General features: G+C 67.5%; 29 protein-coding genes, 1 pseudogene and 2 riboswitches. Of the genes and pseudogenes, 17 read left to right on the top strand and 13 right to left on the bottom strand.

Annotated elements, in window-relative coordinates; genetic code table 11:
• The 3 genes from ACP7AS_RS05430 (at position 1) to ACP7AS_RS05420 (ending at position 1,790) form a co-directional block, all read left to right on the top strand.
• On the top strand, positions 1-1,047 hold the full coding sequence (locus tag ACP7AS_RS05430; protein ID WP_426027842.1) for a sensor histidine kinase: 1,047 nt from the start codon (positions 1-3) through the stop codon (positions 1,045-1,047).
• A 23-nt stretch (positions 1,048-1,070) separates the two neighbouring features.
• Positions 1,071-1,514 (top strand): NUDIX domain-containing protein, encoded by a 444-nt coding sequence (locus tag ACP7AS_RS05425; protein WP_426027841.1) that lies wholly within the window; start codon positions 1,071-1,073, stop codon positions 1,512-1,514.
• A 90-nt stretch (positions 1,515-1,604) separates the two neighbouring features.
• A complete protein-coding gene (locus ACP7AS_RS05420; RefSeq protein ID WP_426027840.1) occupies positions 1,605-1,790 on the top strand; it encodes a CsbD family protein in 186 nt (61 codons plus the stop codon).
• Positions 1,791-1,858: 68 nt separating this feature from the next.
• On the opposite strand, the gene ACP7AS_RS05415 is transcribed toward ACP7AS_RS05420, so the two are convergent.
• The 4 genes from ACP7AS_RS05415 to ACP7AS_RS05400 form a co-directional block, all read right to left on the bottom strand.
• Positions 1,859-3,919 carry a TonB-dependent receptor gene (locus ACP7AS_RS05415; RefSeq protein WP_426027839.1) on the bottom strand — a complete coding sequence of 687 codons (2,061 nt, stop codon included), beginning with the start codon at positions 3,917-3,919 and terminating at the stop codon, positions 1,859-1,861.
• 333 nt (positions 3,920-4,252) lie between these two features.
• Positions 4,253-4,753, bottom strand: coding sequence for a hypothetical protein (locus ACP7AS_RS05410; protein ID WP_426027838.1), 501 nt, complete (start codon positions 4,751-4,753; stop codon positions 4,253-4,255).
• 35 nt (positions 4,754-4,788) lie between these two features.
• The gene (locus ACP7AS_RS05405; protein ID WP_426027837.1) at positions 4,789-5,967 is read right to left on the bottom strand and encodes a vWA domain-containing protein; all 1,179 of its coding nucleotides are present in this window, start codon (positions 5,965-5,967) and stop codon (positions 4,789-4,791) included.
• Between the two features lie 20 nt (positions 5,968-5,987).
• On the bottom strand, positions 5,988-6,515 hold the full coding sequence (locus ACP7AS_RS05400) for a GNAT family N-acetyltransferase (protein WP_426027836.1): 528 nt from the start codon (positions 6,513-6,515) through the stop codon (positions 5,988-5,990).
• Positions 6,516-6,724: 209 nt separating this feature from the next.
• On the opposite strand from ACP7AS_RS05400, the gene ACP7AS_RS05395 reads away from it, so the two are divergent.
• The 13 genes from ACP7AS_RS05395 to ACP7AS_RS05335 all read left to right on the top strand — a co-directional run bounded on the left by ACP7AS_RS05395 (position 6,725) and on the right by ACP7AS_RS05335 (position 16,805).
• Positions 6,725-7,645, top strand: coding sequence for a histone deacetylase family protein (locus ACP7AS_RS05395; RefSeq protein ID WP_426027835.1), 921 nt, complete (start codon positions 6,725-6,727; stop codon positions 7,643-7,645).
• A 60-nt stretch (positions 7,646-7,705) separates the two neighbouring features.
• Positions 7,706-8,338 (top strand): histidine phosphatase family protein, encoded by a 633-nt coding sequence (locus ACP7AS_RS05390; protein ID WP_426027834.1) that lies wholly within the window; start codon positions 7,706-7,708, stop codon positions 8,336-8,338.
• 16 nt (positions 8,339-8,354) lie between these two features.
• The gene (locus tag ACP7AS_RS05385) at positions 8,355-9,008 is read left to right on the top strand and encodes a peptidylprolyl isomerase (protein ID WP_426027833.1); all 654 of its coding nucleotides are present in this window, start codon (positions 8,355-8,357) and stop codon (positions 9,006-9,008) included.
• A 47-nt stretch (positions 9,009-9,055) separates the two neighbouring features.
• Positions 9,056-9,304 (top strand): exodeoxyribonuclease VII small subunit, encoded by a 249-nt coding sequence (locus ACP7AS_RS05380; protein WP_426027832.1) that lies wholly within the window; start codon positions 9,056-9,058, stop codon positions 9,302-9,304.
• Positions 9,304-9,654 (top strand): tRNA-binding protein, encoded by a 351-nt coding sequence (locus ACP7AS_RS05375; protein WP_426027831.1) that lies wholly within the window; start codon positions 9,304-9,306, stop codon positions 9,652-9,654. The genes ACP7AS_RS05380 and ACP7AS_RS05375 overlap by 1 nt, the downstream gene beginning before the upstream one ends.
• 2 nt (positions 9,655-9,656) lie before the next feature.
• Positions 9,657-10,559, top strand: a complete 903-nt coding sequence (locus ACP7AS_RS05370) for a polyprenyl synthetase family protein (RefSeq protein WP_426028139.1) — start codon at positions 9,657-9,659, stop codon at positions 10,557-10,559.
• Positions 10,560-10,612: 53 nt separating this feature from the next.
• Positions 10,613-12,523, top strand: a complete 1,911-nt coding sequence (dxs, locus tag ACP7AS_RS05365) for a 1-deoxy-D-xylulose-5-phosphate synthase (RefSeq protein WP_426027830.1) — start codon at positions 10,613-10,615, stop codon at positions 12,521-12,523.
• Positions 12,524-12,613: 90 nt separating this feature from the next.
• A complete protein-coding gene (locus ACP7AS_RS05360) occupies positions 12,614-13,072 on the top strand; it encodes a hypothetical protein (protein WP_426027829.1) in 459 nt (152 codons plus the stop codon).
• A gap of 960 nt (positions 13,073-14,032) precedes the next feature.
• Positions 14,033-14,500: an AtpZ/AtpI family protein gene (locus tag ACP7AS_RS05355; RefSeq protein WP_426027828.1), complete on the top strand. Its 468-nt coding sequence runs from the start codon at positions 14,033-14,035 to the stop codon at positions 14,498-14,500.
• A gap of 7 nt (positions 14,501-14,507) precedes the next feature.
• Positions 14,508-15,299 carry a F0F1 ATP synthase subunit A gene (locus ACP7AS_RS05350; RefSeq protein ID WP_426027827.1) on the top strand — a complete coding sequence of 264 codons (792 nt, stop codon included), beginning with the start codon at positions 14,508-14,510 and terminating at the stop codon, positions 15,297-15,299.
• A gap of 47 nt (positions 15,300-15,346) precedes the next feature.
• Positions 15,347-15,613, top strand: a complete 267-nt coding sequence (locus tag ACP7AS_RS05345; protein ID WP_055829911.1) for a F0F1 ATP synthase subunit C — start codon at positions 15,347-15,349, stop codon at positions 15,611-15,613.
• A gap of 98 nt (positions 15,614-15,711) precedes the next feature.
• Entirely contained in the window at positions 15,712-16,293 is a 582-nt protein-coding gene (locus tag ACP7AS_RS05340; protein ID WP_426027826.1) for a hypothetical protein, read from the top strand.
• Positions 16,293-16,805: a F0F1 ATP synthase subunit B gene (locus ACP7AS_RS05335; RefSeq protein WP_426027825.1), complete on the top strand. Its 513-nt coding sequence runs from the start codon at positions 16,293-16,295 to the stop codon at positions 16,803-16,805. Before ACP7AS_RS05340 ends, ACP7AS_RS05335 begins: the two co-directional genes overlap by 1 nt.
• Positions 16,806-16,889: 84 nt before the next feature.
• On the opposite strand, the gene ACP7AS_RS05330 is transcribed toward ACP7AS_RS05335, so the two are convergent.
• From ACP7AS_RS05330 to gcvT, 7 genes and pseudogenes are all read right to left on the bottom strand, one after another.
• Positions 16,890-17,375 (bottom strand): DUF6789 family protein, encoded by a 486-nt coding sequence (locus ACP7AS_RS05330; protein WP_426027824.1) that lies wholly within the window; start codon positions 17,373-17,375, stop codon positions 16,890-16,892.
• Between the two features lie 101 nt (positions 17,376-17,476).
• Positions 17,477-18,196 (bottom strand): SDR family NAD(P)-dependent oxidoreductase, encoded by a 720-nt coding sequence (locus ACP7AS_RS05325; protein WP_426027823.1) that lies wholly within the window; start codon positions 18,194-18,196, stop codon positions 17,477-17,479.
• An 85-nt stretch (positions 18,197-18,281) separates the two neighbouring features.
• Positions 18,282-18,416, bottom strand: a pseudogene (locus ACP7AS_RS05320) (short chain dehydrogenase); the annotation flags it as partial.
• 45 nt (positions 18,417-18,461) lie between these two features.
• A complete protein-coding gene (gene gcvPB / locus ACP7AS_RS05315; protein WP_426027822.1) occupies positions 18,462-20,033 on the bottom strand; it encodes an aminomethyl-transferring glycine dehydrogenase subunit GcvPB in 1,572 nt (523 codons plus the stop codon).
• Positions 20,034-20,044: 11 nt separating this feature from the next.
• Positions 20,045-21,391 (bottom strand): aminomethyl-transferring glycine dehydrogenase subunit GcvPA, encoded by a 1,347-nt coding sequence (gene gcvPA / locus ACP7AS_RS05310; RefSeq protein ID WP_426027821.1) that lies wholly within the window; start codon positions 21,389-21,391, stop codon positions 20,045-20,047.
• 28 nt (positions 21,392-21,419) lie between these two features.
• On the bottom strand, positions 21,420-21,785 hold the full coding sequence (gcvH, locus tag ACP7AS_RS05305) for a glycine cleavage system protein GcvH (protein ID WP_426027820.1): 366 nt from the start codon (positions 21,783-21,785) through the stop codon (positions 21,420-21,422).
• Positions 21,786-21,804: 19 nt separating this feature from the next.
• Positions 21,805-22,923 carry a glycine cleavage system aminomethyltransferase GcvT gene (gene gcvT, locus ACP7AS_RS05300; protein WP_426027819.1) on the bottom strand — a complete coding sequence of 373 codons (1,119 nt, stop codon included), beginning with the start codon at positions 22,921-22,923 and terminating at the stop codon, positions 21,805-21,807.
• A 52-nt stretch (positions 22,924-22,975) separates the two neighbouring features.
• A riboswitch (glycine riboswitch) is annotated at positions 22,976-23,075 on the bottom strand.
• A 4-nt stretch (positions 23,076-23,079) separates the two neighbouring features.
• A riboswitch (glycine riboswitch) is annotated at positions 23,080-23,175 on the bottom strand.
• A 114-nt stretch (positions 23,176-23,289) separates the two neighbouring features.
• Between gcvT and ACP7AS_RS05295 the strand changes: the two genes are divergently transcribed.
• On the top strand, positions 23,290-24,324 hold the full coding sequence (locus tag ACP7AS_RS05295; RefSeq protein ID WP_426027818.1) for an alpha/beta hydrolase: 1,035 nt from the start codon (positions 23,290-23,292) through the stop codon (positions 24,322-24,324).
• A gap of 60 nt (positions 24,325-24,384) precedes the next feature.
• Here the strand turns inward: ACP7AS_RS05295 and ACP7AS_RS05290 are convergent, their stop codons facing one another.
• Positions 24,385-25,392, bottom strand: a complete 1,008-nt coding sequence (locus ACP7AS_RS05290; protein WP_426027817.1) for an adenosine deaminase — start codon at positions 25,390-25,392, stop codon at positions 24,385-24,387.
• Positions 25,393-25,394: 2 nt separating this feature from the next.
• On the bottom strand, positions 25,395-26,171 hold the full coding sequence (locus tag ACP7AS_RS05285; protein ID WP_426027816.1) for a CPBP family intramembrane glutamic endopeptidase: 777 nt from the start codon (positions 26,169-26,171) through the stop codon (positions 25,395-25,397).
• Positions 26,172-26,180: the final 9 nt, after the last annotated feature.

Raw genomic sequence — 26,180 nt, 5'->3', positions numbered from 1 at the left:
GTGACGACCCGGCACGAGGTCATCCGTCTGCTCTACATCGACGACGACCGCGGCCTGTCGCGGCTGGTCGAGAAGGAGCTGGGCCGCCACGGCTATGCCGTCACCTGCGCCTCGGACGGGGACGCAGGGCTGGATATCCTCGTCGCCCGCCCGACCGAGTTCGACGTCGTCGCCCTGGACCACTACATGCCCGGCCGCGAAGGCCTGGACGTCCTGCCCGAGATCATCGCGCTCGAGAACCCGCCGCCCGTCGTCTATGTCACCGGAGCCCAGGAGGGCCGGATCGCCGTGGCCGCCCTGCGGGCCGGTGCCGCCGACTATGTCATCAAGGACGTGTCCGAGGACTTCACCGCCCTGCTGCGCAACGCGCTGGACGAGGCGGTGTCGCGCCGCCGGCTGCAACGCGAGAATGACGAGGCCCAGGAACAGGTCCGGCTCGCCCGCGACCGGGCCGAAGCCATGCTGCGCGAGGTCAATCATCGCGTCGGCAATTCCCTGCAGCTGGTGTCCAGCTTCATGTCGCTGCAGCTTCGCCACCTCGCCGATGACGGGGCCCGCGCGGCGCTGAAGGAAGCCCAGGCCCGGATCGAGGCGGTCGCTCACGTGCACCGTCGGCTCTACACGTCGGGGGACATGGCCAGCGTCGCCATGGACGAATATCTCTCCGGTCTGGTCGATGAACTGACGACGTCGCTGTGCCCTGACGACGATTCGCCCTGTATCGTCCTGACTGTCGAGCCGATGAATGTCTCGACGGACCAGGCCGTGTCCCTGGGCGTGCTGGTGACGGAACTCGTCACCAACGCGGTCAAATACGCCTACGCGCCCGGCCTTGGAGGCCAGATCCGCGTGACCTTGGCACCCCATTCCGAAGGCCGCGCGCTGCTGACGGTCGAGGACGACGGTCCCGGCCTGGGCGATGGCCAGGTCCGCGGCACCGGCCTGGGCGGCAAGATCATCACGGCCATGGCCTCGGGCCTGCGCTCGGCGGTCGAATATGACGGCGAGCACCGCGGCGTCCGCGCCTGTCTCGCCTTCGATCTTTGACGCCGGAAGCGCGTTACCCGGCGATGCTGCAATTCGGTTCGCGCGATCCCCAACTCGACTATGCCGCCCGTCCGACGGCGTTCGGCCTTGTGTTCCATGAGGCGAAACTGGCCTGCGTGCGCGTCGACCGGGGAGAGGGAAGCTATTTCGACCTGCCCGGCGGTGCCGTCGACGGCGACGAGACCGAGGAACAGGCCCTCGTTCGAGAGTTCGTCGAGGAAACCGGCCTGTCGGTCCGGCCGTTCGCCCGCATCGCCGAAGCCGCCCAGTATTTCCGCAAGTCAGACGGCGTGCCGCTCAACAACCACAGCGGCTTCTGGATCGCGGAGCCGCTGTCGCTGGATCCGGGTGCCAAGGTCGAGGCGGATCATGAGCTGGTCTGGCTGCATCCGCATACGGCGCTCGCCCGGCTTCGCCACGATGCGCACGCCTGGGCGGTGACGGTCTGGCTGCGGCGTCACGGATAGCGTGGCCATACGGAACGGCTTGCGCCGTCGACCGCTGATCCTGTCGAAGGCACCGCCGCTCTTGGCGGGCCTCTGTCAGGAGAGATTTCCATGGCCGATCATGATCGTATCGAAGGTGCCGCCAAAAACCTCGGCGGCAACATCAAGGAAGCCGCCGGCAAGCTGACCGGCGACGAAAAGCTGAAGGCCGAAGGCCGCGCCGAGCAGGTCGAGGGCAAGATCCAGAACGCCGTCGGCGGCCTCAAGGACACCTTGCGCGAAGACAAACGCAACTAGCGTCTGCTCGCCGGATCAGACCGAAAACGCCGTCCGCATCGCGGGCGGCGTTTTCATGTGCGTCGCCCTCAGAAGCGGGCGCTGAGCGTGACGCGCCCGTTCAGGGGCGCGCCCGTCGAGATGTTGTTGTTGTTGTGCGCGTCCGGGAAATAGCTCCGGTCGAACAGGTTCTCGACATTGACCTGCAGCTGAAGGGTGTCGCTGAGGTCATAGAAGACCGCGGCATCAACACGGGTGAAGGCCGGAAGCCGGGTCGTCGCCGCCGATGTGCGGATCGCGGCATACTGGCTGGATTGGTGAACCACGCCCAGACCGAAGCCCAGCCGGTCCGTGACGTCGTAGCGGTTCCACAGGCTGAAATGATGCTCCGGGACCTGGGCGAGGCGGACCGTGTCATTCCCCTTCAGCGCCGCATCCTGGTAGGCATAGCCGGCGGCCATCTGCCAGTTCGGACGGATCCGGCCGGTCGCCGCCAGTTCGATGCCCTGTGTCCGGGTCTCACCGACGTTGATCGTCGTCGTCGGATTGGCCGGGTCTGGCGTCGTGGCGTTGGTGCGATCCAGCTGGAACAGGGCGGCCGTCAGGTTCAGGTTCGGACGGACGTCCCACTTCACGCCTACCTCATGGTTGGTGAATCTCTCCGGCTCGAGGTTCTGCTGGGTGGCTGACAGGGTCAGGAACTGGTCGCCCGAACGCGGCAGGAACGACTGGCTGAAGCTGCCATAGATCGACAGGCTGTCCTGCGGCTTGAAGATCACGCCGATCCGGGGCGAGACCTTTTCATCGACCCGCGCGAACGGCCGGTCGGGATTGGGCTGCAGATCGACGCCCTCGATGTCGAAGCGGTCGAAGCGCACGCCTGCGACGATATCGAACCGCTCTCCCAGGCTGATCTGGTCCTGCACATAGACCGAGACGGATTTCACATTCGAGACCGTGTCCCGGTTCAGCGCCGGGAAGCTGACGGTGGGAAACACCGGATTGGCCAGGTTGAAGGTCGCGTTGGACAGCACCCCGTTGCGGCGCTGGTTGGTCGAGTCCTGGTCGCCGTATTCGAGCCCGATCAGGATCTTGTGCCCGACGGAACCGGTGGTCAGGTCCCAGACCAGACTGCTCTGGAGCAGCAGGTTCTGACGCGTCGTGGGGTCGGTATAGGCCGACAACGGAACGGTGCCGGTCTGGGCCGTGGCGGGGCCGTTGGCGAAGACGTTGGTGTAGACCTTGTCGTAGTCGCCAAACAGGACGGTGGTGGAAAATTCCAGATCGGGGGTCAGGGCACCGTCGATGCGAGCCTTCAGGATGTGGGCCTCCAGCGTCGTGCGATTGACGCCGGGGACGCCGAAGAACTGGTCGCGATAGCCCGTGATCGGCGCACCGCCGAGCGATGGGACGCCCCGGTCGGTGACGCGGTCGTCATGGACGTATTCGTAGGACAGCCCGGCCCTCCAGCCGGCCCCGAAGTCCATGGCGACATAGGGGTTCACCGCATACCGCTCGCCCTCGTAGACGTCGCGATGATTGGCCAGATCTTCGTAGACGGCATTGACGCGCAACGCCGCGCGGTCGCCCAGCGGCGCGTTCACGTCCGCCGACAGATCCCAGGCCCCGAAGCTGTTCGTACTGGCCCGGCCGCCGGCGAAGGCACCGCCGGCGCTGGGCGTCTTCTGGACGCGATTGACGATGCCGCCGCCGCCGCCTCGGCCGAAGATCAGGGCATACGGCCCCTTCAGGACCTCGACCCGCTCCAGATTGTAGAGCCCGCGATAGTATTGGGTGTCGTCGCGAACGCCGTCGAGGAAGAAGTCCGCCGAGGTGTTCTGGCCGCGCAGGGTGATCTGGTCGCGGTTGCCCTCGCCCTGGCCGAGGGTGACGCCGGGGACGTAACGCAGCACCTCGCCCAGGCTGCGAACGGCCTGGTCATCCAGCTGTTGGCGGGTGACGACGGTGACGCTTTGCGGCACGTCCAGCAGCGGCGTGTCGGTCTTCGTCGCCGTCACGGAATTGACCGCGACATAACCCCGGCTCTGGCCGGTGACGAGGATTTCGCTCAGCGTCGTGTGGGCCTCCTGGGCGACGGCGACGCCCGGCAGGGCCAGGATCAGGGCGGAGGACAGCAGGCGGGTACGCATGGCGGAATGATCTCAAAGCAAAGAAGGTCCTCCGCTATATTGAGAATCACTCGCAGTCGCAATCGCAATTCCGTCGGCCCTGCTGATGGCACTGGTGTGCGGCCTGGGTTCAATCGATATTCAGCGGGTCCGTTGATCGTCCATCCAACCCCGTCTTTCCGGGGCCGCGCAGCGGAACCCGGAATCCAGGGGACTGGACTCGACCCTGGAATATGGGGCGGACAGCGGCGTCCAGACGCCCGGATTCCGGGTTCTTGTCCCGGCTACGCCGGTCCCAGCCCCGGAATGACGGGGGAGGGAGAACGGGTACCGACGTCTGAATGTCGATCGAACCTAGTCGTTGCCGCCCAGCCGGATTTTCAGACCTTCCTGCGTCGGCGCGCGGCCATCGGCGGGCCGGCAGTCCTCGGTCCAGGCCACGCCGCCACCGGGTCTGGCACTGGGACGGGACGAACAGGTCGTCTCCTGCGGCGAGACCACCGGGCGCGCGGGCCGGTCCGGAGCCCCGCATTGCAGGGCGTAACGGTCACCCGCCGCCGCCTGCCGACAGTCGTCGGGGGCACCCGCGGGGGCCAGTCCGGGCGGCAGGGCGTCGCCCAGATTGGCGGCCAGTGCGATCCGCACCCGGGCCTGACAGGCCTCCATCGTCTCGGACGACTTGCGGACGAACGGGCTGCATTCGGCCCGTTCATAGCCGTAGGGGTCGGCCCGGGCGCTGTCGGGGATGACGGGGATCGCGACCGGCGCGACGGGCGGCGGTGCCGGCACCTCTTCCCATACGACCTGACCGGTCGCGGCCTGTTGCAGGATGACGGCGAACACGAGTGCGAGCATGGCGGATCCCTCGGGAGAGCTGTCGCCAGTCTAGCCTATTTGGCCAGGGCCCGCATCGCCTTCTCCAGGCCCTCCAGCGTCAGCGGATACATCCGCTCATCGACCAGTTCGCGCACCATGCCGACCGAGGCCGAATAGCTCCAGTATCGCTCGGGCGAGGGGTTCAGCCAGGCCACCTTGTCCCACTGCTGCGTGGCCCGTTTCATCCAGACCGCGCCGGCCTCCTCGTTCCAGTGCTCGACCGATCCGCCGGGCATGGTCACCTCATAGGGGCTCATGGTGGCGTCGCCGACGAAGATGGCGCGCCAGTCGGCGGGGTATTTGTTGAGCACCTCCCAGGTCGGGATCTTCTGCTCGTGCCGACGCCGGTTATCCTTCCACACGCCCTCGTAGAGGCAGTTGTGGAAATAGAAGAACTCCAGATGTTTGAACTCGGTCTTCGCGGCCGAGAACAGCTCCTCGCACATCTTCACATGGGCATCCATCGAGCCGCCGATGTCGAGGAACAGCAGCACCTTGATCGTGTTGCGCCGCTCGGCCCGCATATGGATGTCCAGCCAGCCCTGACGCGCCGTGCCGTCGATGGTGGCGTCCATGTCCAGCTCGTCCTGCGCCCCTTGCCGGGCGAACCGGCGCAGGCGGCGCAGGGCCACCTTGATGTTGCGGGTGCCCAGTTCGACCTGGTCGTCCAGATTGCGATATTCGCGCTTCTCCCAGACCTTGACCGCGCGGCCCTGTTTGCCCGGTCCGCCGACGCGAACACCCTCGGGATTGTAGCCGCCGTGCCCGAACGGGCTGGTCCCGCCCGTGCCGATCCACTTATTCCCGCCCTCGTGCCGGCCCTGCTGCTCCTCCAGACGCTGTTTCAGCGTCTCCATCAGCTTGTCGAACCCGCCCAGCGCTTCGATCTGCGCCTTTTCCTCGTCGGTCAGATATTTCTCATTGAGCAGCTTCAGCCAGTCCTCGGGCACGTCCAGCGCCGGTTCATCGCCCGCGCCCACGGTCTCGATCCCGGCGAAGACCTTGCCGAACACCTGGTCGAACCGGTCATAGTGTTTCTCGTCCTTGACCAGCACCGCCCGCGACAGGTGGTAGAAGTCATCGACCTTCCGCCCGGCCACATCCTTGTCCATGGCCTCCATCAGATGGAGCCATTCCTTCATCGACACCGGAACCTTGGCGTCGCGCAGCGCTGTGAACAGGGGGAGGAGCATGTGTTCAACCTGAGCCCGGGTCAGCCGCGCCGCAAGATGAACTCGTCATCCAGCCAGCTGCCCACCGGATACTGATACTCCCCCGCCTTCTCGAATCCGTACGCCGCATAGAGCTTCTGTGCCTTCAGGTTCCCGCTCCAGACGCCGATCCACAGAGGCCCGTCGGTGTTTGCCTCCATCCAGTCCAGGGCGACGGCCAGCAGCTTCGTGCCCAGCCCGAGTCCCTGCGCCGCCTTCGACACATACAGCCGCCGCAGCTCCGCATGGCCGGGTCGGGCATCCGGATGGGGCAGGGTGTTGGGCCCCGTGTTGGCGAAGGCCAGCAGCGCGCCGTCGCGCTCGGCCACCCACCAGGCCGCGCCCGGCTCGTTCAGCTTGGCCCGGATGGTGTCGGCGCTGAAACTGGCGTCCAGAAAGGCGGCCAGATCGTCGGCCGGGTAGGGGATGGCGAACCCGTCAACAAAGGTGTCGATGAAGGTCTGACGGCCCAGCGGGCCCAGGGCCTCGGCGTCTGCCTGGGTTGCGGGTCGGATGATCGTTTCGCTCATGGCTCCGCTTTCACCCCGTACACCTCCGGACTCAACCCCCAATTCCGTTCATCCCGGCGAAAGCCGGGACCCAGTGCTTTCGTGGGGCAGGCTGCGCGGGATTGGTGGCGGGGCCGACCGGGACCTCTGGATCGCCCAAAGCACTGGGTCCCGGCTTTCGCCGGGATGAACGGGTATTTTTTACAGGCCCGCGAGCCTAATCTCGAAGGATGAGCGTCGCCCTCTTCACCCATCCCGACATGATCGGGCATCGCCCCGGCGCGGGTCACCCCGAGCGGCCCGAGCGGCTGAAGGCCGTGCTGGATGCGCTGGATGATTCGGGCCTGTCGCTCGACCGTCGCGTCGCGACAGAGGCCTCTGTCGCCGACCTGGAGCGGCTGCATCCGGCCGCCTATGTCGCCCGGCTGCTCGACGCCTCGCCGGCCGCCGGCCTGAGCCAGCTGGACGCCGACACCGTCCTGTCGCCCGGCAGTATCCGCGCCGCCCGCCTGGCCGCCGGCGCGATCGTCGACGCCGTCCGCGCCATCGCCCGGGGCGAGACCGACCGCGCCTTCTCCGCCGTCCGTCCGCCCGGCCATCATGCCGAACCGGACAAGGCCATGGGCTTCTGCCTGTTCTCCAATGTCGCCGTCGCCGCCCGTGTCGCCCAGGCCGAGGGCCTGGCGCGGGTCGCCGTCATCGATTTCGACGTTCATCACGGCAACGGCACCCAGGCCGCGTTCGAGAACGACGCCAGCCTGTTTCTCGGCTCGATCCACCAGATGCCCCTCTATCCGGGCACGGGCGCGGCGTCCGAGACCGGGGTCGGCAATATCGTCAACGCCGCCGTCCCGCCCCATGCGGCCCGTGAGGCCTGGCGGGCGACCTTCTCGGGCGGCCTGATGCCCGCCCTGCAGGCCTTCAATCCCGACCTGATCCTGATCTCCGCCGGCTTCGACGCCCATCGCCGCGATCCGCTGGCGCATCAAAGTCTGGAGGCGGACGATTTCGCCTGGGCCACCCGGGCCATTCTCGAAGTCGCGCGTTCGTGTTGCGGCGGCAAGGTTGCAGCCTCGCTCGAGGGGGGTTACGACCTAGAGGGGCTGGGCCGTTCCGCGGTCGCCCACGTTCGGGCCTTGGGGGAGGAATAAGGACGTTTGGCCAAAGGCTTAGCTCCGCAAATCATGTCCGCCCCCGCCCGAGACTCATTGATGGCAGACCCGCCGCTTCCCGTGACCCGACAGCCGCCCCGCGCGGCCCTGGTCTCGGTGCGGCCCGGCGCGATCATCCTGGCCCGCCACGGCGAGCCGGCCCTGTCGCGCAAATGTCTGCTGACATCCGACCAGTACCGCGACTGGTGGGCGAAATATGAGATCGGTGGTCTGCGCGCCGGCCAGACGCCCCCGCCCGAACTGCTTGCGACGGCCGAAGGGGCCGGGGCCATCTATGCCTCGACGCGTCCGCGGGCCCAGGAAACCGCCGCGGCGATCTCGGCCGGTCGCGAGGTCATGTCGGACGCCCTGTTCATCGAAGCGCCCCTGCCGCCGCCGCATTTTCCGTCGTGGTTCAAGCTGCCGCCCAAATACTGGGGGGCCGTCGCGCGCTTCTGGTGGCACGCCTTCAACCATCATGACGGCCAGGAGACCCGCCGCCAGGCCGAGGGTCGCGCCGAAAAGGCCGCCCAGGCCCTGATCGCCCGCGCCGAAAGCGGTCAGGACGTGCTGGTCCTCGCCCACGGCTATTTCAACCATATGGTCGGCCGCCGCCTGCGCGCCGACGGCTGGGCCCTGGTCCACAACCAAGGCTTCAAATACTGGTCCCAGCGCCGCTACCAGAAGCCCTGACGCGAGGATGAAGGCGATGAGACGGCGATCCCTGCTCACCGGCGCCCTTTGCCTCGCCACACTGATCCTGGCCCCGGCCCATGCCTGGGCCCAGGCCGAAGGTCAGGCCGCGGTCCCCACCCCGGCGGTCCGGGTGGCGATTGAAACCAGCGCCGGAACCATCCTCGCCGAAACCGACCCGCGTGCCCCGGTCACCTCGGCCAATTTCCTGCGCTATGTCGACGAAGGCCGTTTCGACGGCGTGACCTTCTATCGCGGCATGGTGCTGGGCCCCGCCGCCGGCCTGATCCAGGGCGGAACGGGTGGCGCGCCGGAACGGGTGCTGCCGCCGATCGCCCACGAACCGACCGGCGAAACCGGCCTCAGCCACACCGACGGGGCCCTGTCGATGGCCCGGTTCGACCCGGGCACGGCAACGGGGGACTTCTTCATCATCGTCGGCAACGTCAGTTCGCTGGACGCCGGCAAGTCCGCGCCGGGCGATCCGGGCTTCGCCGTCTTCGGTCATGTGGTCGAGGGCATGGACGTGGTCCGCCAGATTCTCGCGGCGCCCAAATCCCCCACCGAGGGCGAAGGCTTCATGCGCGGCCAGATGCTGGACCCCCGCATCCGCATCGTCTCGGTCCGCCGCGTCGAGGCCGTGTCTGCGGCCGTCGAACAGGAATCCTGACCCGGAGTGCTTGAGACCGGGCGCTGCCGCCTCTAGGGTCTCCGGCGATGACTGACGCCGCGCCAATTCCCGCCGATCTCAGCTTCGAGGACGCCCTGCAGCGCCTCGAGGCCATCGTGTCCAAACTCGAGTCGGGCCAAGCCCCGCTCGAGGAGTCGATCGCCCTGTATGAGGAGGGTGCCCGGCTGAAGGCCCATTGCGAAAACCGGCTGAAGGCGGCCCAGTTGCGCGTGGAGAAAATCGTCGTCGGCCCGGATGGCCAGGCGAAAGGCGTCGAACCCGCCGAGTTCAACTGATGCCGGCTCCGGGCACCCCGATCACATTCGACGACTTCATGAAGGTCGATGTGCGCATCGGTAAGGTCCTGGCCGCCGATCCCTTCCCCGAGGCGCGCAAGCCGGCGTACAAATTGACCATCGACTTCGGCCCCGACGTTGGCGTCAAGAAATCCTCCGCCCAGATCACGCGCCACTACACCCGCGACGCTCTGGTCGGTCGCAAGGTCGCCGCCGTCGTCAACTTCCCGCCGCGCCAGATCGGGCCCTTCATGTCCGAGGTGCTGACGCTGGGCTTCCCCGACGCGGATGGAGAGGTCGTTCTGGTCGGCGTCGACCGCGAGGTCGAGATCGGCGGGAGGCTGTTTTGACGATGCTCGCCGCCAACTCTCCCGAACAGGGCGTGATCGACCGCGTCGCCGAGATCGCCGATCTGGTCACGGTCGCGCTCGACGAACTGCTGCCGCGCGCCAGCGGCCCGGAATCGCGTCTGACCGAGGCCATGCGCTACGCCGCCCTCGGTCCCGGCAAACGGTTGCGCCCCTTCTTCGCCCTTGAAGCCGCCAATCTGTTCGACATTGAGGAGCGGCCGGTGCTGCGCGCCGCCTGCGCCCTCGAATGCGTCCACGCCTACAGCCTGATCCACGACGACCTGCCCTGTATGGACGACGACGACATGCGCCGGGGTCGCCCGACCGTGCACAAGGCCTATGACGAGGCGACCGCGGTCCTCGCGGGCGACGCCCTGCAGACCGCGGCCTTCGACATCATCCTGCACCCCGACACCCATGACGACGCCGAAATCCGCTGTGAACTGGCGGCGCGTCTGTCGCTGGCCTCGGGCGCGCGCGGCATGGCCGGCGGCCAGATGATCGACCTGCTGGGGGTGCGCGACGACCTCGGCGGCGTGGCCCGGATGCAGCGGCTCAAGACCGGGGCCCTGTTCACCTACGCCTTCGAGATTCCGCTGATCATCGCCCGCGCCCGCGAGCTGCATCGTCAGGCCCTGACCAGTTTTGCCCACGACATCGGCCTGGCGTACCAGATCGTCGACGACCTGCTGGACGTCGAGGGCGACGAGGACATTCTCGGCAAGGCGGCCAACAAGGACGCGGCCCAGGGCAAGACCAATTTCGTCACCCTGCTGGGCGTCGACGCGGCGAGACACCGCGTCGCACACCTCGCCGACCAGGCCCGTGCCCACCTGGATGTGTTCGGCCCGGACGCAGAAATCCTGAAGGCCAGTGTGGACTTCGTGCTGAAACGCAAGTCTTGATAAGAGGAACGTCCGGCCCGCCGGGCCTGCACAGACCGTCCACGTCAGAGTCCTTGATGTCCGATACGCCGCTGCTCGACCAGGTTCACCTTCCCGCCGACATGCGGGCCTTCGACCTGCCTCGCCTGAAACAACTGGCCGACGAACTGCGGACCGAGACGATCGATGCGGTCTCGGTGACCGGCGGTCATCTGGGCGCGGGTCTCGGCGTGGTCGAACTGACCGTGGCGCTGCACCATGTATTCGAGACGCCGAAGGACATCCTGATCTGGGACGTCGGCCATCAGTGCTATCCGCACAAGATCCTGACCGGCCGCCGCGACCGCATCCGTACGCTGCGCATGCCCGGGGGGCTGTCGGGCTTCACCAAGCGCAGCGAGAGCGAGTACGACCCCTTCGGCGCGGCCCACGCCTCGACCTCGATCAGCGCCGCCCTCGGCTTCTGCGCCGCCCGCGACCAGAAGGGCGAGACCAACAAGGTCGTGGCCGTCATCGGTGACGGCTCCATGTCCGCCGGCATGGCCTATGAGGCCATGAACAACGCCGCCGAGACCACCAAACAGCTGGTCGTGATCCTGAACGACAACGACATGTCGATCGCCCCCCCGGTCGGCGGCATGAGCGCCTATCTGGCCAAACAGGTCTCGGGCGGCGCCTACCAGAATTTCCGCCGCTTCGGAAAGTCGGTCGCCGAACACCTGCCGCGTCCGTTCCGCAACGCCGCCCGCAAGGCCGAGGAATACGCCCGCGGCATGATCGTCGGCGGGACCTTCTTCGAGGAGTTGGGCTTCTACTACATCGGCCCGGTCGACGGCCACGACATGGACAATCTGGTCCCCATCCTGCGCAACGCCGCCGCCATTACAGACCGTCCGGTGGTGGTCCATGTCGTGACCCAGAAGGGCAAAGGCTATGCGCCGGCCGAGTCCAGCGCCGACAAGCTGCACGCGGTGGTCAAGTTCGACGTCGTCTCGGGCCAGCAGTCCAAATCGGTATCCAATGCGCCCAGCTACACCAAGGTGTTCGGCACCGAACTGATCAAGCGCGCGGCGCTCGACCCCTCCATCGTCGCCATCACCGCCGCCATGCCGTCGGGCACTGGTCTGGACCTGTTCGGTCAGGCCTTCCCCGAGCGCACCTATGACGTCGGCATCGCCGAACAGCACGCCGTCACCTTCGCCGCCGGCCTCGCTGCCGACGGCATGAAGCCGGTCTGCGCCATCTATTCGACCTTCCTCCAGCGCGGCTATGACCAGGTCGTCCACGATGTGGCGATCCAGAAGCTGCCGGTCCGTTTCGCCATGGACCGTGCCGGTCTGGTCGGCGCCGACGGCTGCACCCACGCGGGCAGTTTCGACATCGGTTTCATGGGCGCCCTGCCGGGCATGGTGCTGATGGCCGCCGCCGACGAGGCCGATCTGGCCGCCATGATCGCCACCAGCCTCGAGATCGACGACCGCCCGTCGGCCTTCCGCTATCCGCGCGGCGACGGCATCGGCGTCGAGATCCCGGAACTGGCCGCCCCGCTCGAGATCGGCAAGGGCCGGATTGTGCGCGAGGGCACGACCGTCGCCATCCTGTCGCTGGGCACCCGCCTGCAGGAATCGCTCAAGGCCGCCGACGCCCTGGCCGCGCGCGGCGTCTCGACCACGGTCGCCGACGCCCGCTTCGCCAAGCCGCTGGACGCCGACATGATCCTGCGCCTCGCCCGCGAGCACGAATGCCTGATCACGGTCGAGGAGGGGGCCATGGGCGGCTTCGGGGCCTTCGTGCTCCAGCTTCTGGCCGAAAAAGGCGCGCTCGACGCCGGCCTGAAGATCCGCACCCTGTGCCTGCCCGACGTCTTCCAGGACCAGGACAACCCGATGGCCATGTACGCCACCGCCGGGCTCAACGCCGAACACATCGCCGCCGCGGCGCTCCAGGCCCTGGGCGTCGAGGCCACGCGCGCGGTCCGGGCCTGATCCGTCTTCTCCCTCCCCATGAAGGGGAGGGGGAACGCAACCCTCATCCCTTCAACCCGTTCTGCTCCGGGGCTTTGAGGGTTGAGTCAAATGTACACGCGTATCCTTTCCGCCGTCGCCGCCCTGACCTTGGGCGTCGTCCAGCCCGCCGCTGCCCGGCAGGCCGAGGCACCGTCCGACGGACCCATCGCGGTCATGCGGGCCAACGACACCGCCATGACCTGCCCGCAGATTTCCGAAGAGGCCGCCGGGCTGAGTGAACAGATGGGCGGCGCGCCCGGCGGCGGGTTGTTCCGCGCCGTGGGCGGCGTGGCGCAGGCGGGCGCGGCCCTCGTCATCCCCGGCGCGGGCCTCGTCATGGCCGGGGCCGACGCCCTGACCCGCCCCGACCGCGAGCGCAAGGAAGCCCTGGCCGCCGCCGTGCGCCACCGCTGGTACTATCTGAACGGCCTCTATGCCGGTCAGGACTGCCAGGCCGCGACCGACGCGGCGGGCCCGACCCCGGCCAGTCCCGCGGATGCGGCACCGGCGGCGCGTCCGGGGAACTGACGGCGTGAGGCCTTTTCCCCTGTGGGAGAGGGCCTTGGCCAGCCCCCATCCGTGCATCCCCGCGAAGGCGGGGACCCAGGCTTTAGCCTCGCCGCCGGTGTCGGGTTGAGCAGGGGTACGTTCAGCCCGTCTCGTTGCCGCTCAAACCTGGGTCCCCGCCTTCGCGGGGATGCACGGTGTTTTGAGTGCGAGCAATAGACGCTCAGCCATACAGGTTCGTTCGGCTAACCGATTGATCTAGAATGATATAAAACCCGAACCAGCCTCATCTCCCAGCCGCAGGAAAGACCCGCCCCATACTACGCAGGTCCCGTCGCACAGGGAGGCTCGCTCGGCCGGCGATCCGAAGCGGCGGCGGGAGCGGAAGGAAGCGGGCCGCGACCGGTCCCCTCTCGGGGATCGGGACGCGGGCTGACGGGGCTGCAACGTCCAGTCGGCCAGGGGCGGTGACCGAATACCCGTCCGGACCAGCAGGCAGTCGTCGCTGCCGCTGCCCGCCGCGTGCAGAAGGGGAACTCGTCAATAGCGAGGCGTAGCCCCGCGCATGTGGAAGCGCCCTCCGCGCGGAGCGTCCTGTCTTCGTCGAAACGGTATTTCTCTACGCTTTTCCGGGCGAGGGCCCGGGCGCTCCGCCAAGCCTCCCGCTCGACCTGCCGCGCCTGCGCGGCGGGGCGAAGACGCCTGACCACCCCTCGAACCCTTCAGGCACCCCCATGCCCAAGCCTCGCACGCCCCGTCCCGACCCCGACCCCGGCCCGGAGATGCCCCCCGCGCAACGCGCCGCCATGATCGCGGACCTGCGCCGGGTCTTCATTCAGAATAAGTGGCGAATCCGGCAGCAGGAGCGTGACCGCGGCCGTCCCTCGATCGGCCTCGCCCTCGTCCGGACCAGTGAGCAGAAGGTCACACCCCGGTACGGACCCAACAATCCCTTGAGATATCAAAAGACTAATGAGGCAGATGACCGCCTTGACCAAAGCGGGTCGCGCCTATAGGTTCCGCGCCGAATTCAGACCCCCTTCGAGGCCCGCCTTCCGGCGTCAGCATCGAGGCGCTGAGGCCATCATGTCCCTGCCAACGGAATCGCGCGAAGAGGCGATCAAACGCCTTAACACCAGCGCATCCGACCTGGAGGCGCGCACCGCCCGGCAGATCTCTCACGAGGCGGCTGGTCAGGCGGCGGCAGGACAGGCCTGGAAGATTCTCGCTGACCTGTTCGGCGGCGTCTTCGTGGGTCTGGCGATCGGCTTCGGGATCGACCGGTTCGCCGGCACGACGCCCTGGGGAATCATCGGCGGTGTCCTGCTGGGCTTCGCCGTCTCGGTGTGGATGGCGTGGCGCACGGCGCAACGTCTGATGGCCGAGGCAAAACAATATGGGGAACCACAGTCGGTTCCCTTCGACGACGACGAAGACCAGGGAGTCTGATCGCCCGATGGCCGATCCGCTACACCAGTTCCAGGTTACACCCCTGCCGGGTCTCGACTTCGGCGAAGTGACTCTGCCCGTTGTCGGTACGGTGCATCTGGCCTTCACCAATTCGCATCTGGCGATGACCATCGCCTTCCTGCTGGTCGTCGGCTTCTTCCAGCTGGTCACCGCGGGTGCCAAGGTCGTTCCGGGCCGCGGTCAGGCCGCGGGCGAGACCCTGTTCGGCATGATCGACGGCATCGCCGACTCGATCATCGGCCACGAGGGTCGCAAATATTTCCCGTTCGTCTTCACCGTCTTCACCTTCATTCTGGCGATGAATCTGCTGGGCCTGTTCCTCAGCTTCACGGCGACCTCGCAACTGGCCGTCACCGCCACCTTCGGCGTGATCACCTTCGCCCTGGTCGTGGTGATCGGCATCATGAAGCACGGCTTCAAATTCCTCGGCCTGTTCTGGCCCACGGGCGCGCCGCTGGTCATGCGTCCGGTGGTCGGCCTGATCGAGTTCTTCTCCTTCCTGCTGCGCCCCCTGACCCTCACCCTTCGTCTGTTCGGCAACATGATGGGCGGCCACGTCGCCCTGAAGGTGTTCGCCGGCTTCGTCGTCAGCCTCGGCGGCATGGCCGCCGCCGGCGGTCTGGGTCTGCTGGGCCTGCCGGGTGCCGCGCTCTCGCTCAGCCTGGTCACTGCCCTGACCGCACTGGAGTTCCTGGTCGCCTTCCTCCAGGCCTTCGTCTTCGCCGTGCTGACCTGCGTCTACCTGAATGACGTGGTCAACCTAGGCGATCACCACTAACCCGACCCCTTATCTCCAACCAACCAACTCTCACAGGACTGAACACCATGGTTGATCCGCAAATCGCCGCCGCCAACGCCGCCGCCATCGTCTCGGCCGGCAACGCCATCGGCGCCGGCCTGGCCATGACCGGCATGATCGGTGCCGGCATCGGCGTCGGCAACATCTTCGGCAACTTCCTGTCGGGTGCCCTGCGCAACCCGTCGGCCGCCGGCTCGCAAATCGGCAACCTGTTCGTCGGTGCCGCCCTGGCCGAAGCCCTGGGCATCCTGTCGTTCGTCATCGGCATCCTGCTCTGGACGTCGGCGAGCTGATTTCGTCGAAACGGCGCTGACGCGGTCCGGGTGATCCCGGGCCGCGCCGGCTCCCACAGACGTTCTCGATCGCGCGAAAGACCAGGCGACAGATGACCATGACCCCCCAAGCCGTTCTGCCCTCAGACGCGACCGCCCCGGTTGCGATCGAGGACACGCACGCCTCGACCGAAGCCGCCCACGGCGAAGGCGGAGGCGGCCTGCCGCAGTTCGAGTTCCAGCACTGGTTCGGTCAGATCGTCTATCTGATCTTCCTGTTCGCCATCCTCTACTGGTTGATGGCCAAGGTCTTCGTGCCGCGTCTGCGCGGTGTCATCGACCAGCGCGCCGCCACCATCTCCGACGCCGTCTCGGCCGCCCGTCAGGTCCAGGCCGAGGCCGCCGGCCAGGCCGAAGCCGCCAAGGCCGAGGTCGAGGCCGCCCGTGCCTCGTCCCGCTCGATGGCCGCCGCCGCCAAGGCCCGCGTCATCGAACAGGCCAACACCCGCGCCGCCGAGGAAGAAGCCGTCGTCAACGCCCGCATCGCCGAGGCCGAGACCGCCATCGGCAAGACCCGTGACGCCGCCATGACCAATGTCGCCTCGATCGCCTCGGACACGGCCGCCGCCATCGTCGAACGCCTGACCGGCAAGGCCCCGACGGGTGCTGAAGCCGCTGCCGCTGTGAAGGGCGCCGCCTGATGGAATTCTTCAACCCGCATCTTTACGACCTGGCCAACCCGGAACTCTGGGTCGCCGCCGGCCTGTTCCTGTTCATCGGCCTGTGCATCTTCGTCGGCGTGCCGAAACTGGTCGCCGGTCAGCTCGACGCCAAGGCTGCGAAGATCCAGGCGGAACTCGACGAGGCCGCCCGTCTGCGCGCCGAGGCCGAAGCCCTGCTGGCCCAGATCCGCGTCGAAAAGGCCGAGGCCGAGGCCCAGGCCGCTGACATGCTCGCCGCTGCCGAGGCCGACGCCCGTCTGATGGAAGTCGAGGCCAAGGCCAAGCTCGAGGAAACCCTGGCCCGCCGTCAGGCCCTCGCGGAGCGCCGCATCGCCCAGGCCGAGGCCCAGGCGTCTGCCGAGGTCAAGGCCGCCGCCGCCGACCTGGCCGCGCGCGCCGCCGAACAGATCCTTGCGGCTCGCCTCGCCGGTCAGAAGAGCGACCCGCTGCTCGACGCCGCCATCGCCCAGATCGGCTCGCGCCTCAACTAGGCACAGCCTGGCCGGGGACGCCGTCCCCTCGATGTGATCCGGACGAAACACGCCCCGCCGGTCCCCGGCGGGGCGTTCGTCGTTTCAGTGCGCCGCCGCCGCGCCCGACATCATCCGGACCCGCTTGTCGCGCCGGACCAGCCGTCCATAGACGTTGCCCAGAACGATGCCGTAGATCGCATGGGTCGCGATCATCCAAGCAAAGGTTCCGAACCCGGCCTGCATGAAGAACAGCCCGACGGGCCGCCCTCCCAGCGCGCCGACCGCGGGGGCCACCGTGAGACCCATCAGGATGAAGGCCCCGATGGCGAAGACGATGCCCTTGGACTCCGGCGTGTCCGTCGGCAGCCGCGGACACAGCACGCCGAAGGCGGGGCCGAGAATCAGGGCCCCGACGAACAGATGAGCCGCCCAGCCAACGGCAATGGTGTCTGGCATCTGCAGCATGACGGACAGCAGCCGCGGGAAACTGGCGGCCCAGGGACCCAGCAACATGTTCGCGACCTCAAGCAAAGAGACCACGATCGTGGCCGCGAGACCGGCGACCACACCCTTTTGTACGCGTGACATCATGACCGTTAGCGCCTCCCAACGCCTGTTGTGGTTCAGACTCCGCGCGGGAGAGCATACGCCTGTCTGGCGGAACGGCGTTCACATTGCTGTGCTCGGATTCAGGCGGTGAATGTGACCCCGGTCAGGGCCTCCGACGCCGCCCACAGCCCGGCCGCGACCACCGGGTCCAGCGCCTGGGCCTCGATCTTGCCGGGTCCGGGCGGGCCCTTCATTTCACGCAGGTCGCGGGGTCCGTAATAGGCCCCGCCCGTCACGTCCGCTGCTGTCGCCGCCATCAGGATCGGCAAGGCCCCGTCGGCGGCGGAGTGGCTGAAGAACGGCTCGACAAAGGGCCGGTACAAGGACTTCAGAACCGTCCTTGCGACGGCGGACCGGCTCATCGGGCCACTGCCGATGAGGCCGGTTCGCGCATAGCCCGGGTGGGCTGCCACGCTGGTCAGGCCCCAGCCGTTCGCGCGGCTCCGGCGGTCCAGCTCCAGCGCAAACATCAGCATGGCCAGCTTGGACTGTGCATAGGCGGGCCAGGGCTTGTAGGCCGTCTCGAACTGCAGGTCGTCGAGCTGGATCCGGCCCTGCCGGTGCACGATGCTGGACAGTTGGACCACCCGGGCCCGACCGCTTCGCAACAGGGGCAGCAGTCGCGCCGTCAGGGCGAAATGGCCGAGATAGTTGGTCGCCAGCTGGGTCTCGAACCCGTCTTCGGTGACCGACCGCTGCGGCAGGGCCATCACGCCGGCGTTGTTGACCAGAAGGTCGAGGGGCCGGCCCTCGGCCAGCAGACGATCGGCGAAGGCGGCGACCGAGGCCTGGGAGGCCAAGGTCGAGGGGTTCGAAGCGCAGCCGGGCCTGCGGCTGGTCGCGCCGGATCGCGGCGATCGCGGCCTCCGCGCGGCCGGCGCTGCGGGTAGCGAGGATGACCTCGGCCCCTCTGGCGGCCAGCGCCTTGGCGGTCTCGAAGCCCGTGCCGCTGTTGGCCCCGGTGACGACGGCCAGTCTGCCGGTCTGGTCGGGGATGTCGCTGATCGTGAAGGGGGTCATGCCGGACAGGTCGGGGTCCGACCCGCCCGGCGCAAGATGCCCTGTCTATTCCGCCGCGATGTTCGAGCCTTCGGGCGCCGTCCAGCGCAGCACTGGCGTGCGGGCGGCGCGGGTCTCGTCCAGACGCTTCATCGGCGCATGGAAGGGCGCGCCCTTGAAGCGGTCGACGTCGCCGGCCTTCGCCGCGCCGGCCAGGGCCCGCATGGCGTGGATGAAGCGGTCCAGCTCCTGCTTCGACTCTGTCTCGGTCGGTTCGATCAGCATGGCTCCGTGGACGACCAGCGGGAAATACATGGTCATCGGGTGGAAGCCTTCGTCGATCATCGCCTTGGCGAAGTCGAGCGTGGTGATGTCCGTGCCCTTCAGCCATTCGTCGTCGAACAGGGCCTCGTGCATGCACGGACCATCGGGGAAGGCGGCGCTCATCACGTCCGACAGCCGGGCCTTGATGTAGTTGGCGTTCAGGACCGCATCCTCGGCGACCTGACGCAGGCCGTCCGAGCCATGGCTCATCATGTAGCTGAGGGCGCGGGTGTACATGCCCATCTGGCCCTGGAAGGCGCACATCCGGCCGAAGGCCTGGGCGGCCTCGTCCTCCTCGCGCTCGATCAGGCGATAGCCGTCCGCGTCATGCACGACCCAGGGGGCCGGGGCGAACGGGGCCAGGGCGGCCGACAGCACGACCGGACCCGAGCCGGGACCGCCGCCGCCGTGGGGCGTCGAGAAGGTCTTGTGCAGGTTGATGTGCATGGCATCGACGCCGAGGTCGCCGGGGCGAACCCGGCCCACGATGGCGTTGAAGTTGGCCCCGTCGCAGTAGAAATAGGCGCCGGCCTCATGGGTCAGCCGGCTGATCTCGAGAATGTCGCGCTCGAACAGGCCGCAGGTGTTCGGGTTGGTCACCATGATGGCGGCGACGTCGTCGCCCAGCTTGGACGCCAGATCAGCCACATCGACGCGGCCGTCGTCGGTCTGGGCCACTTCGACAACCGTGTAGCCGACGAAGGCGGCGGTGGCCGGATTGGTGCCGTGGGCCGAGGTCGGCACCAGCACCTTGCGGCGCTGCTCATGCTGGCCCGAGGCCTCATGGGCGGCGCGGATGGCCATCAGGCCGCACAGTTCGCCATGAGCACCGGCCTTGGGTGACAGGGCCACCGCCGGCATGCCCGTCAGGGTCTTGAGCCAGTGGCTCAGCGTATCCATCAGCTCCAGCGCGCCCTGAACGGTCGACTGGGGCTGCAGCGGGTGGATGTCGGAGAAGCCCGGCAGCCGCGCCATCTTCTCGTTGAGGCGCGGGTTGTGCTTCATCGTGCACGAGCCCAGCGGATAGATGGCCAGGTCGATGGCATGGTTCTTCTGCGACAGCCGCACATAGTGGCGCATGGTCTCCGGCTCGCTCAGACCCGGCAGGCCGATCGGATCGCGGCGGACCAGATCCCCGAGGTCGGATCCATCGGTCTTCGGGTCCGGCAGATCGACGCCGGTCTTGCCCCAGCCGTCACTCTCGAAGATCAGATGCTCGGCCTGCAACAGGCCGCGGCCGCCGGTCAGGGTGGCGGGCCTGGTTTCGACGCGGTGCGGCGTGGTCGGGCGGCCGACGGTGTTCATGGTGCTCATCGTTCCGCTCCTCAGTTCGCCAGGACTTTGGCGAGCGAACCCGCCAGAATCCTGATGTCGGCATCCAGTGTCGTCTCGGTCGTGGCGACCAGCAGGACATCGTCCATGCCGGCTGCGGGGGCGAGGCGGCTGTAGGGCACGCCAGCCAGAATGCGGTGCTGGGCCAGGGCCTCGACCACCTCGGCGGCGGGTCTGGGCAGGCGCACCGCGAACTCGTTGAAGAACCGCGGGGTCAACACCTCGACGCCCGGAATGGCGGCCAGCGCATCGCGTGTGGCCAGCGCCTTCTCGTGGTTCAGCAGGGCCAGTTTGCGCAGGCCGGTCTCGCCCAGCAGGCTCATGTGGATCGTGAAGGCCAGGGTGCACAGGCCCGAGTTGGTGCAGATGTTCGACGTCGCCTTGTCGCGGCGGATATGTTGCTCGCGCGTCGACAGGGTCAGGACGAAGCCACGGGCACCGTCGGCGTCCACGGTCTCGCCGCACAGGCGGCCCGGCATCTGGCGCACCAGTTTTTCGCGGCAGGCGAACAGCCCGACATAGGGACCGCCATAGTTCAGGGCGTTGCCGATCGACTGGCCCTCGGCGGCGACGATGTCGGCTCCCATCTCGCCCGGCGACTTCAGCAGGCCCATCGATACGGCCTCGGTCACCACGACGATCAGCAGGGCTCCGGCGGCGTGGGCGGCCTCGGCGATCTTCGTCACGTCGGTCGCGGTCCCGAAGACGTTGGGGGTCTGGACCACGACACAGGCGGTGTCCGGACCGATAGCGTCGATCACGGCGGCCTCGGCGTCGATGGCGGCGGGCAGGGCTCCTGTCTCGACGCCGACGGCATGGACCACGGTCTCGGTGGCCCGGACATAGTGGGGATGCACCCCGCCCGAGATCACCGCCTTGTTGCGGCGGGTCACGCGGGTGGCCATCAGCACACCCTCGGCCATGGCGGTCGAGCCGTCATACAGGCTGGCGTTGGCCACCGGCATGCCGGTCAGGTTCGCGACCTGGGTCTGGAACTCGTACAGGTACTGCAGGGTCCCTTGCGCGATCTCCGGCTGGTACGGCGTGTAGCTGGTCAGGAACTCCGAACGCTGGATCACATGGTCCACCGTCGCCGGGACGTGGTGCTTGTAGGCACCCGCGCCGCAGAAGAAGGGCACGGAGCCCGCCGACGCGTTCTTGGCCGCCATGGCCCCGAGCGCCCGCTCGACCTCCATCTCGCCCGCGACCCGGGGCAGGTCGACGAAGCCGTCGCGATGCGCCGCCTTCGGCACATCCACGAACAGGTCGTCGATGGATTTGGCACCGATGGCCGCCAGCATGGCGGTGCGGTCGTCGGGCGTCAGCGGGAGGTAGCGCATGGCGGGGGAGATCCGTGCGTGAAAGGGGTCAGAGGGTGGCGAGGAAGGCGTCGTAGGCGGCGCGGTCCATCAGGGCGTCGAGCTGCGATGCGTCGGCCACCTTGATTTTGGCGAACCAGCCTTCGCCTTCGGGGTCGGCGTTGACGGTTTCGGGTGCCGAGGCCAGGGCGGCATTGCCCTCGACGACGTCGCCGGTCACCGGTGCATAGACGTCAGAGGCCGCCTTGACGCTCTCGACGACGGCGAAGCTGTCGCCCTTCGCCACGGTCTTGCCGGCTTCGGGCGTCTCGACGAAGACGACGTCGCCCAGCTGGTCGGCGGCGTGTTTGGTGATGCCGACGGTGGCGACGTCGCCGTCGAGGCGAACCCACTCGTGATCCTTGGTGAAATGCATCGGTCTGTCTCCGAAAGGCTCAGACGGCCTTGGGTTTGCGGTAATAGCGTTGGGCGACGAAGGGCGTGGCGACGACCTCGGCGGCCGCGGGCTTGCCGCGCACCAGAACCTTCAGGTCGGTGCCAAGCCCGGCGAAGGCAGGCGGGACATAGCCCATGGCGATGTTGCGGCCCAGCGTGGGGGAGGGGCCGCCCGAGGTGATCGTGCCGATGATGTTGCCGTCCATGTCGGCGATCTCTGCGCCTTCACGGGCCGGGGCCCCTTCCTTGACGCTCAGGCCGATGCGGACCCGCGACGGACCGTCGGCCAGTTCCTTGAGGATGCGGTCGGCCCCGTTGAAGTCCGCCCGCTCCTTGCGCGATTTGGACAGGGCGAACGTGAGGGCCCCCTCGACCGGGGAGGTGGTCGGATCGATGTCGTGGCCGTGCAGCGGCAGGCCTGCTTCCAGCCGCAGCGAATCCCGCGCGCCCAGCCCGATCGGCTTGACCCGGGCATCCTGCAACAGCGTGTTCCAGATGCGTTCGGCGTCGGCGTTCGGCACCGAAATCTCGTAGCCGTCCTCGCCGGTATAGCCCGAGCGCGAGACGAAACAGTCGACCCCGAACAGCACCAGCCGGGCACAGTCCATGAAGCCGAACTCAGCCAGCACCGGCTCGTGTGCGGCCATGACCTCGGCCGCCTCGGGGCCCTGGATGGCGATCAGCGACCGGTCGGACAGCACGGACAGTTTCGCATCGCCCTGAAGGTTCGCCTCCAGGAAGGCGAAATCGGCGTCCTTGTTGCCGGCGTTGACCACGACGTACAGGCCATCATGGTCCGGCCGCCCGGCCATCAGGTCGTCCAGGATGCCGCCCTCGGCATTCAGCAGCAGGCTGTATTTCTGCCGGCCCGCCTTCAAGATCGCATAGTCGCCGGGGACGAAACGCTCGAACTGGGCGACGGCGTCCTCGCCGGTGATCTTGCACTGGCCCATGTGCGACACGTCGAACAGGCCGGCGTGTTCGCGGGTCCAGCGGTGCTCGGCCAGCACGCCCTCGTACTGCACCGGCATGTCATAGCCGCCGAAGCCGACCATGCGCGCACCGGCCGCGCGGTGCGCCGCGTTCAGGGGAGTGATCTTGAGGGCTTCGTCGGTCATCAGGGTCTCGCGGTCGCGTGTTGCGGCGAAAGCTCCGCCGTCATCGCGCCCCCGCTGTCCTGAAGCCTGAGAGATTCCGACGTCCACCCCGATCACCAGAAGGGGGGGCCGCCTTGCTCCGTCGGCGCGCTCACCAGAGCGACTTTCCAGCGTCCGTATGTTCTCGCGGTCCGTTTGCCTGAGCGTTTCCGGGGCGGTTGCGCCTTCGGCTCCGGGGCCTCGAAAGGTCCCGATCTCTCCCGCGAGAGCGAGGCGACCTAGGCCCCGACTCCCGGGTGAAGTCAAGCTGGGCGGAACGGAACTGCACCCGCGGGGGCGGGTTGGGATCGGCAGGTTGTCAGACCACAGCTTTTCAAAGGATCGCTCATGTCCATCATCGACAAGATTTTCGGTGCGCCCGACGCCCCCCGCGACAAGCCGGCCAAGGCGGATCACCAGATGCAGAAGGTACTGGATGAACTGGCCTCTCTCGGCGGCAAGCCCATAGAGAGCCTGACGGCCGAGGAGGCTCGCCGTCAGCCCACACCGACCGACGCGGTCAAGTCCCTGTTGAAGAAAGCGGGGCAGGACCCCGACGCCGACATGGGCGTCAAGACTACGGACATCACCATTCCCGGCCCCGCCGGCCCGATCAAGGCCCGCGTCTACAAGCCGCATGCGCATTCCGAGGACAAACTGCACCCTGTAGTCGTCTATTTCCACGGCGGCGGCTGGGTCATTGCCGATCTGGATGTCTATGACGGCGGCCCGCGGGGCGTGTCGATGATGGCCGACGTCATTGTGGTGTCGTGCCACTACCGTCAGGCACCCGAGAACAAATTCCCTGCCGCGCATGAAGACGCCATCGCTGCCTACAAATGGGTGGTCGAGAACGCGCAGAGCTTCAACGGTGACCCGCGCAAGATTGCTGTGATGGGCGAAAGCGCCGGCGGTAATCTGGCCATCAATGTCGCCATCGCCGCCCGCGACCAGGGGCTGCAGGCTCCGCTGCATCAGGTTCTGGTCTATCCGGTGGCGGGCAACGACATGGACACGCCGTCCTATGTCGAGAACGCCGACGCCAGGCCCCTGAACAAGGCGATGATGAAATGGTTCGTCGACAACACCTTCACCTCGCCCGACGAGACCGCCGATACCCGTATCAATGTGGTCGAGGCCGATCTGATCGGCCTTCCGCCCGCGACCCTGATCCTCGCCGAGATCGACCCCCTGCGGTCCGAGGGCGAGATGCTGGCCGAGCGGCTTGAGCAGTGTGGTGTCGACGTGCGGAACAAGACCTTCAACGGCTCGACGCACGAGTTCTTCGGCATGGGGCTGGTCGTTCCCGACGCCGCTGCGGCCCAGACCTTCGCCGCCCACGAGCTGAAGCGGGCGTTCGGAACGGCGATCCTGCCGATCTGATCGATCGCGGTGTCGTCGGCCTGACGATGGAAAAGGGCGCTCCGGACGGAGCGCCCTTTTCTATGTGCGGGCGTAGGCCTCCAGCTCGGCGATCCGTACTGCCTTTTCGGCCTCGCCCAGGAACGATCCCTCGAAACTGTTGCGGGCCAGCAGGGTGACCTGTTCGCGCGTCAGACCGACCGCCCTGGCCAGTTCGGCATAGTTGGCGTTCACATAGCCGCCGAAATAGGCCGGGTCGTCCGAGTTCAGGGTGACGTGCAGCCCCTGCCTCAGCATCTCGGGAACGGGGTGGTCCTTCAGGTCCTTGACCACGCAGAGCTTGAGGTTCGACAGGGGGCAGACCGTCAGCGTCATACCCTCGGCGACCAGCCGCCGCACCAGTGCCGCGTCCTCCATGGACCGGTTGCCATGGTCCATGCGGTCGATGTGCAGCAGGTCCAGCGCTTCATAGACATAGGCCGGGGGACCCTCCTCACCGGCATGGGCGCAGAGCTTGAGGCCCAGCGCGCGGGCCGCCGCGAAGACGCGTACGAACTTCGACGGCGGGTGTCCGACTTCGGATGAATCCAGGCCCACCCCGATGAAGTGATGCAGATACGGCCTTGCCGCCTCCAGCGTCGCAAAGGCCTCGTCTTCGCTCAGGTGGCGCAGGAAACTCAGGATCAGACCCGAGCTCACCCCCAGCTCCGCCTTTGCCCGGTCCATGCCGGCAATCAGGCCCTCGACCACCACGCCGAACGGGACGCCCCGGTCGGTGTGGGTCTGGGGGTCGAAGAAGATCTCGGCGTGCCGCACGGTGTCAGCCGCAGCGCGCTGGAAATAGGCGAAGGCCAGATCCTCGAAGTCGCGGCGGGTCAGCAGCACATTGGCCCCCGCGTAGTAGATGTCGAGGAAGTCCTGCAGGTTCGAGAAATCATAGGCCTCGCGCACGGCCTCGACGCTGTCGAACGGAATGGCGACGCCGTTGCGCTGCGCCAGTTCGAACATCAGTTCTGGCTCCAGCGAGCCCTCGATATGCAGATGAAGTTCGGCCTTGGGCAGGCCGGCGATATAGGCGTCAAGCGACATGGTCAGGCTCCCGGAAGCACGCCGTAGAAGATCCAGCCGGTCATGGCCAGATTGAAGCCGGCATGGGCGACGATCGCGCCCATGATGGAGCCGCTGGCGCGCCGGGACCAGAAGAAGATCAGCCCCGTAACAAACAGCCCACCCACCCACCAGACGGCCGGTCCGGGCAGGAACGTCCAGCCCGTGACACGCCAGACAAGGCCGAAATGGGCCAAGTGGACAAGGGCGAAGGCGGCGGCGTCGACCGCCGCGGCCCGCGCTTGCCCGAGGCGCGCCGAGAAGCACTCGTGCAGCAGCCCGCGGTAGAACAGTTCCTCGCCGACCGGGCTGAATGTCATGCCGATTCCAGCGAAGACGAGGAACAGGATCAGCCGGGTCTGGTCGTCCATCGGCGACGGAAGGCCGGCGTAGGTTCCCGCGATATAGGTGAAGGCGTTGTCGTCGCCCCAACCGAACAACATGCCAGCGCTGACGATCAGTATGCCGCAGCACAACCCGCCCGCCAGCGCCGCCGACAGCAGGTAAATCGGCCGCGCGGGGCGGGTCATGCCCGTGCGTCGCCGTCCTACCCGGGTCAGCAGCAGGAAGGGCGTGAGGGCCATTACGACGAAGAACGCCGACACCAGGCCGTAGCTTCGGCTGACGTTGGCCTCCAGCACGAGGCCGAACCGCACCACGGAGAACAGTGCCAGCAGGACCAGCCCGGTCCGGACGTCTAACCTCAGCCACCGGCGGAACGGAGACCGGAATGAAGGCGAGGACGCCGTGTTGTCTGTCATGCGGCAGAG

It is taken from the genome of Brevundimonas sp. TWP2-3-4b2 (assembly GCF_049897345.1).
In the GTDB taxonomy this organism is placed as follows: Bacteria; Pseudomonadota; Alphaproteobacteria; order Caulobacterales; family Caulobacteraceae; genus Brevundimonas.
Note: the sequence above shows the minus strand (reverse complement) of the source record. Positions and strands in the feature narration are given on the sequence as shown.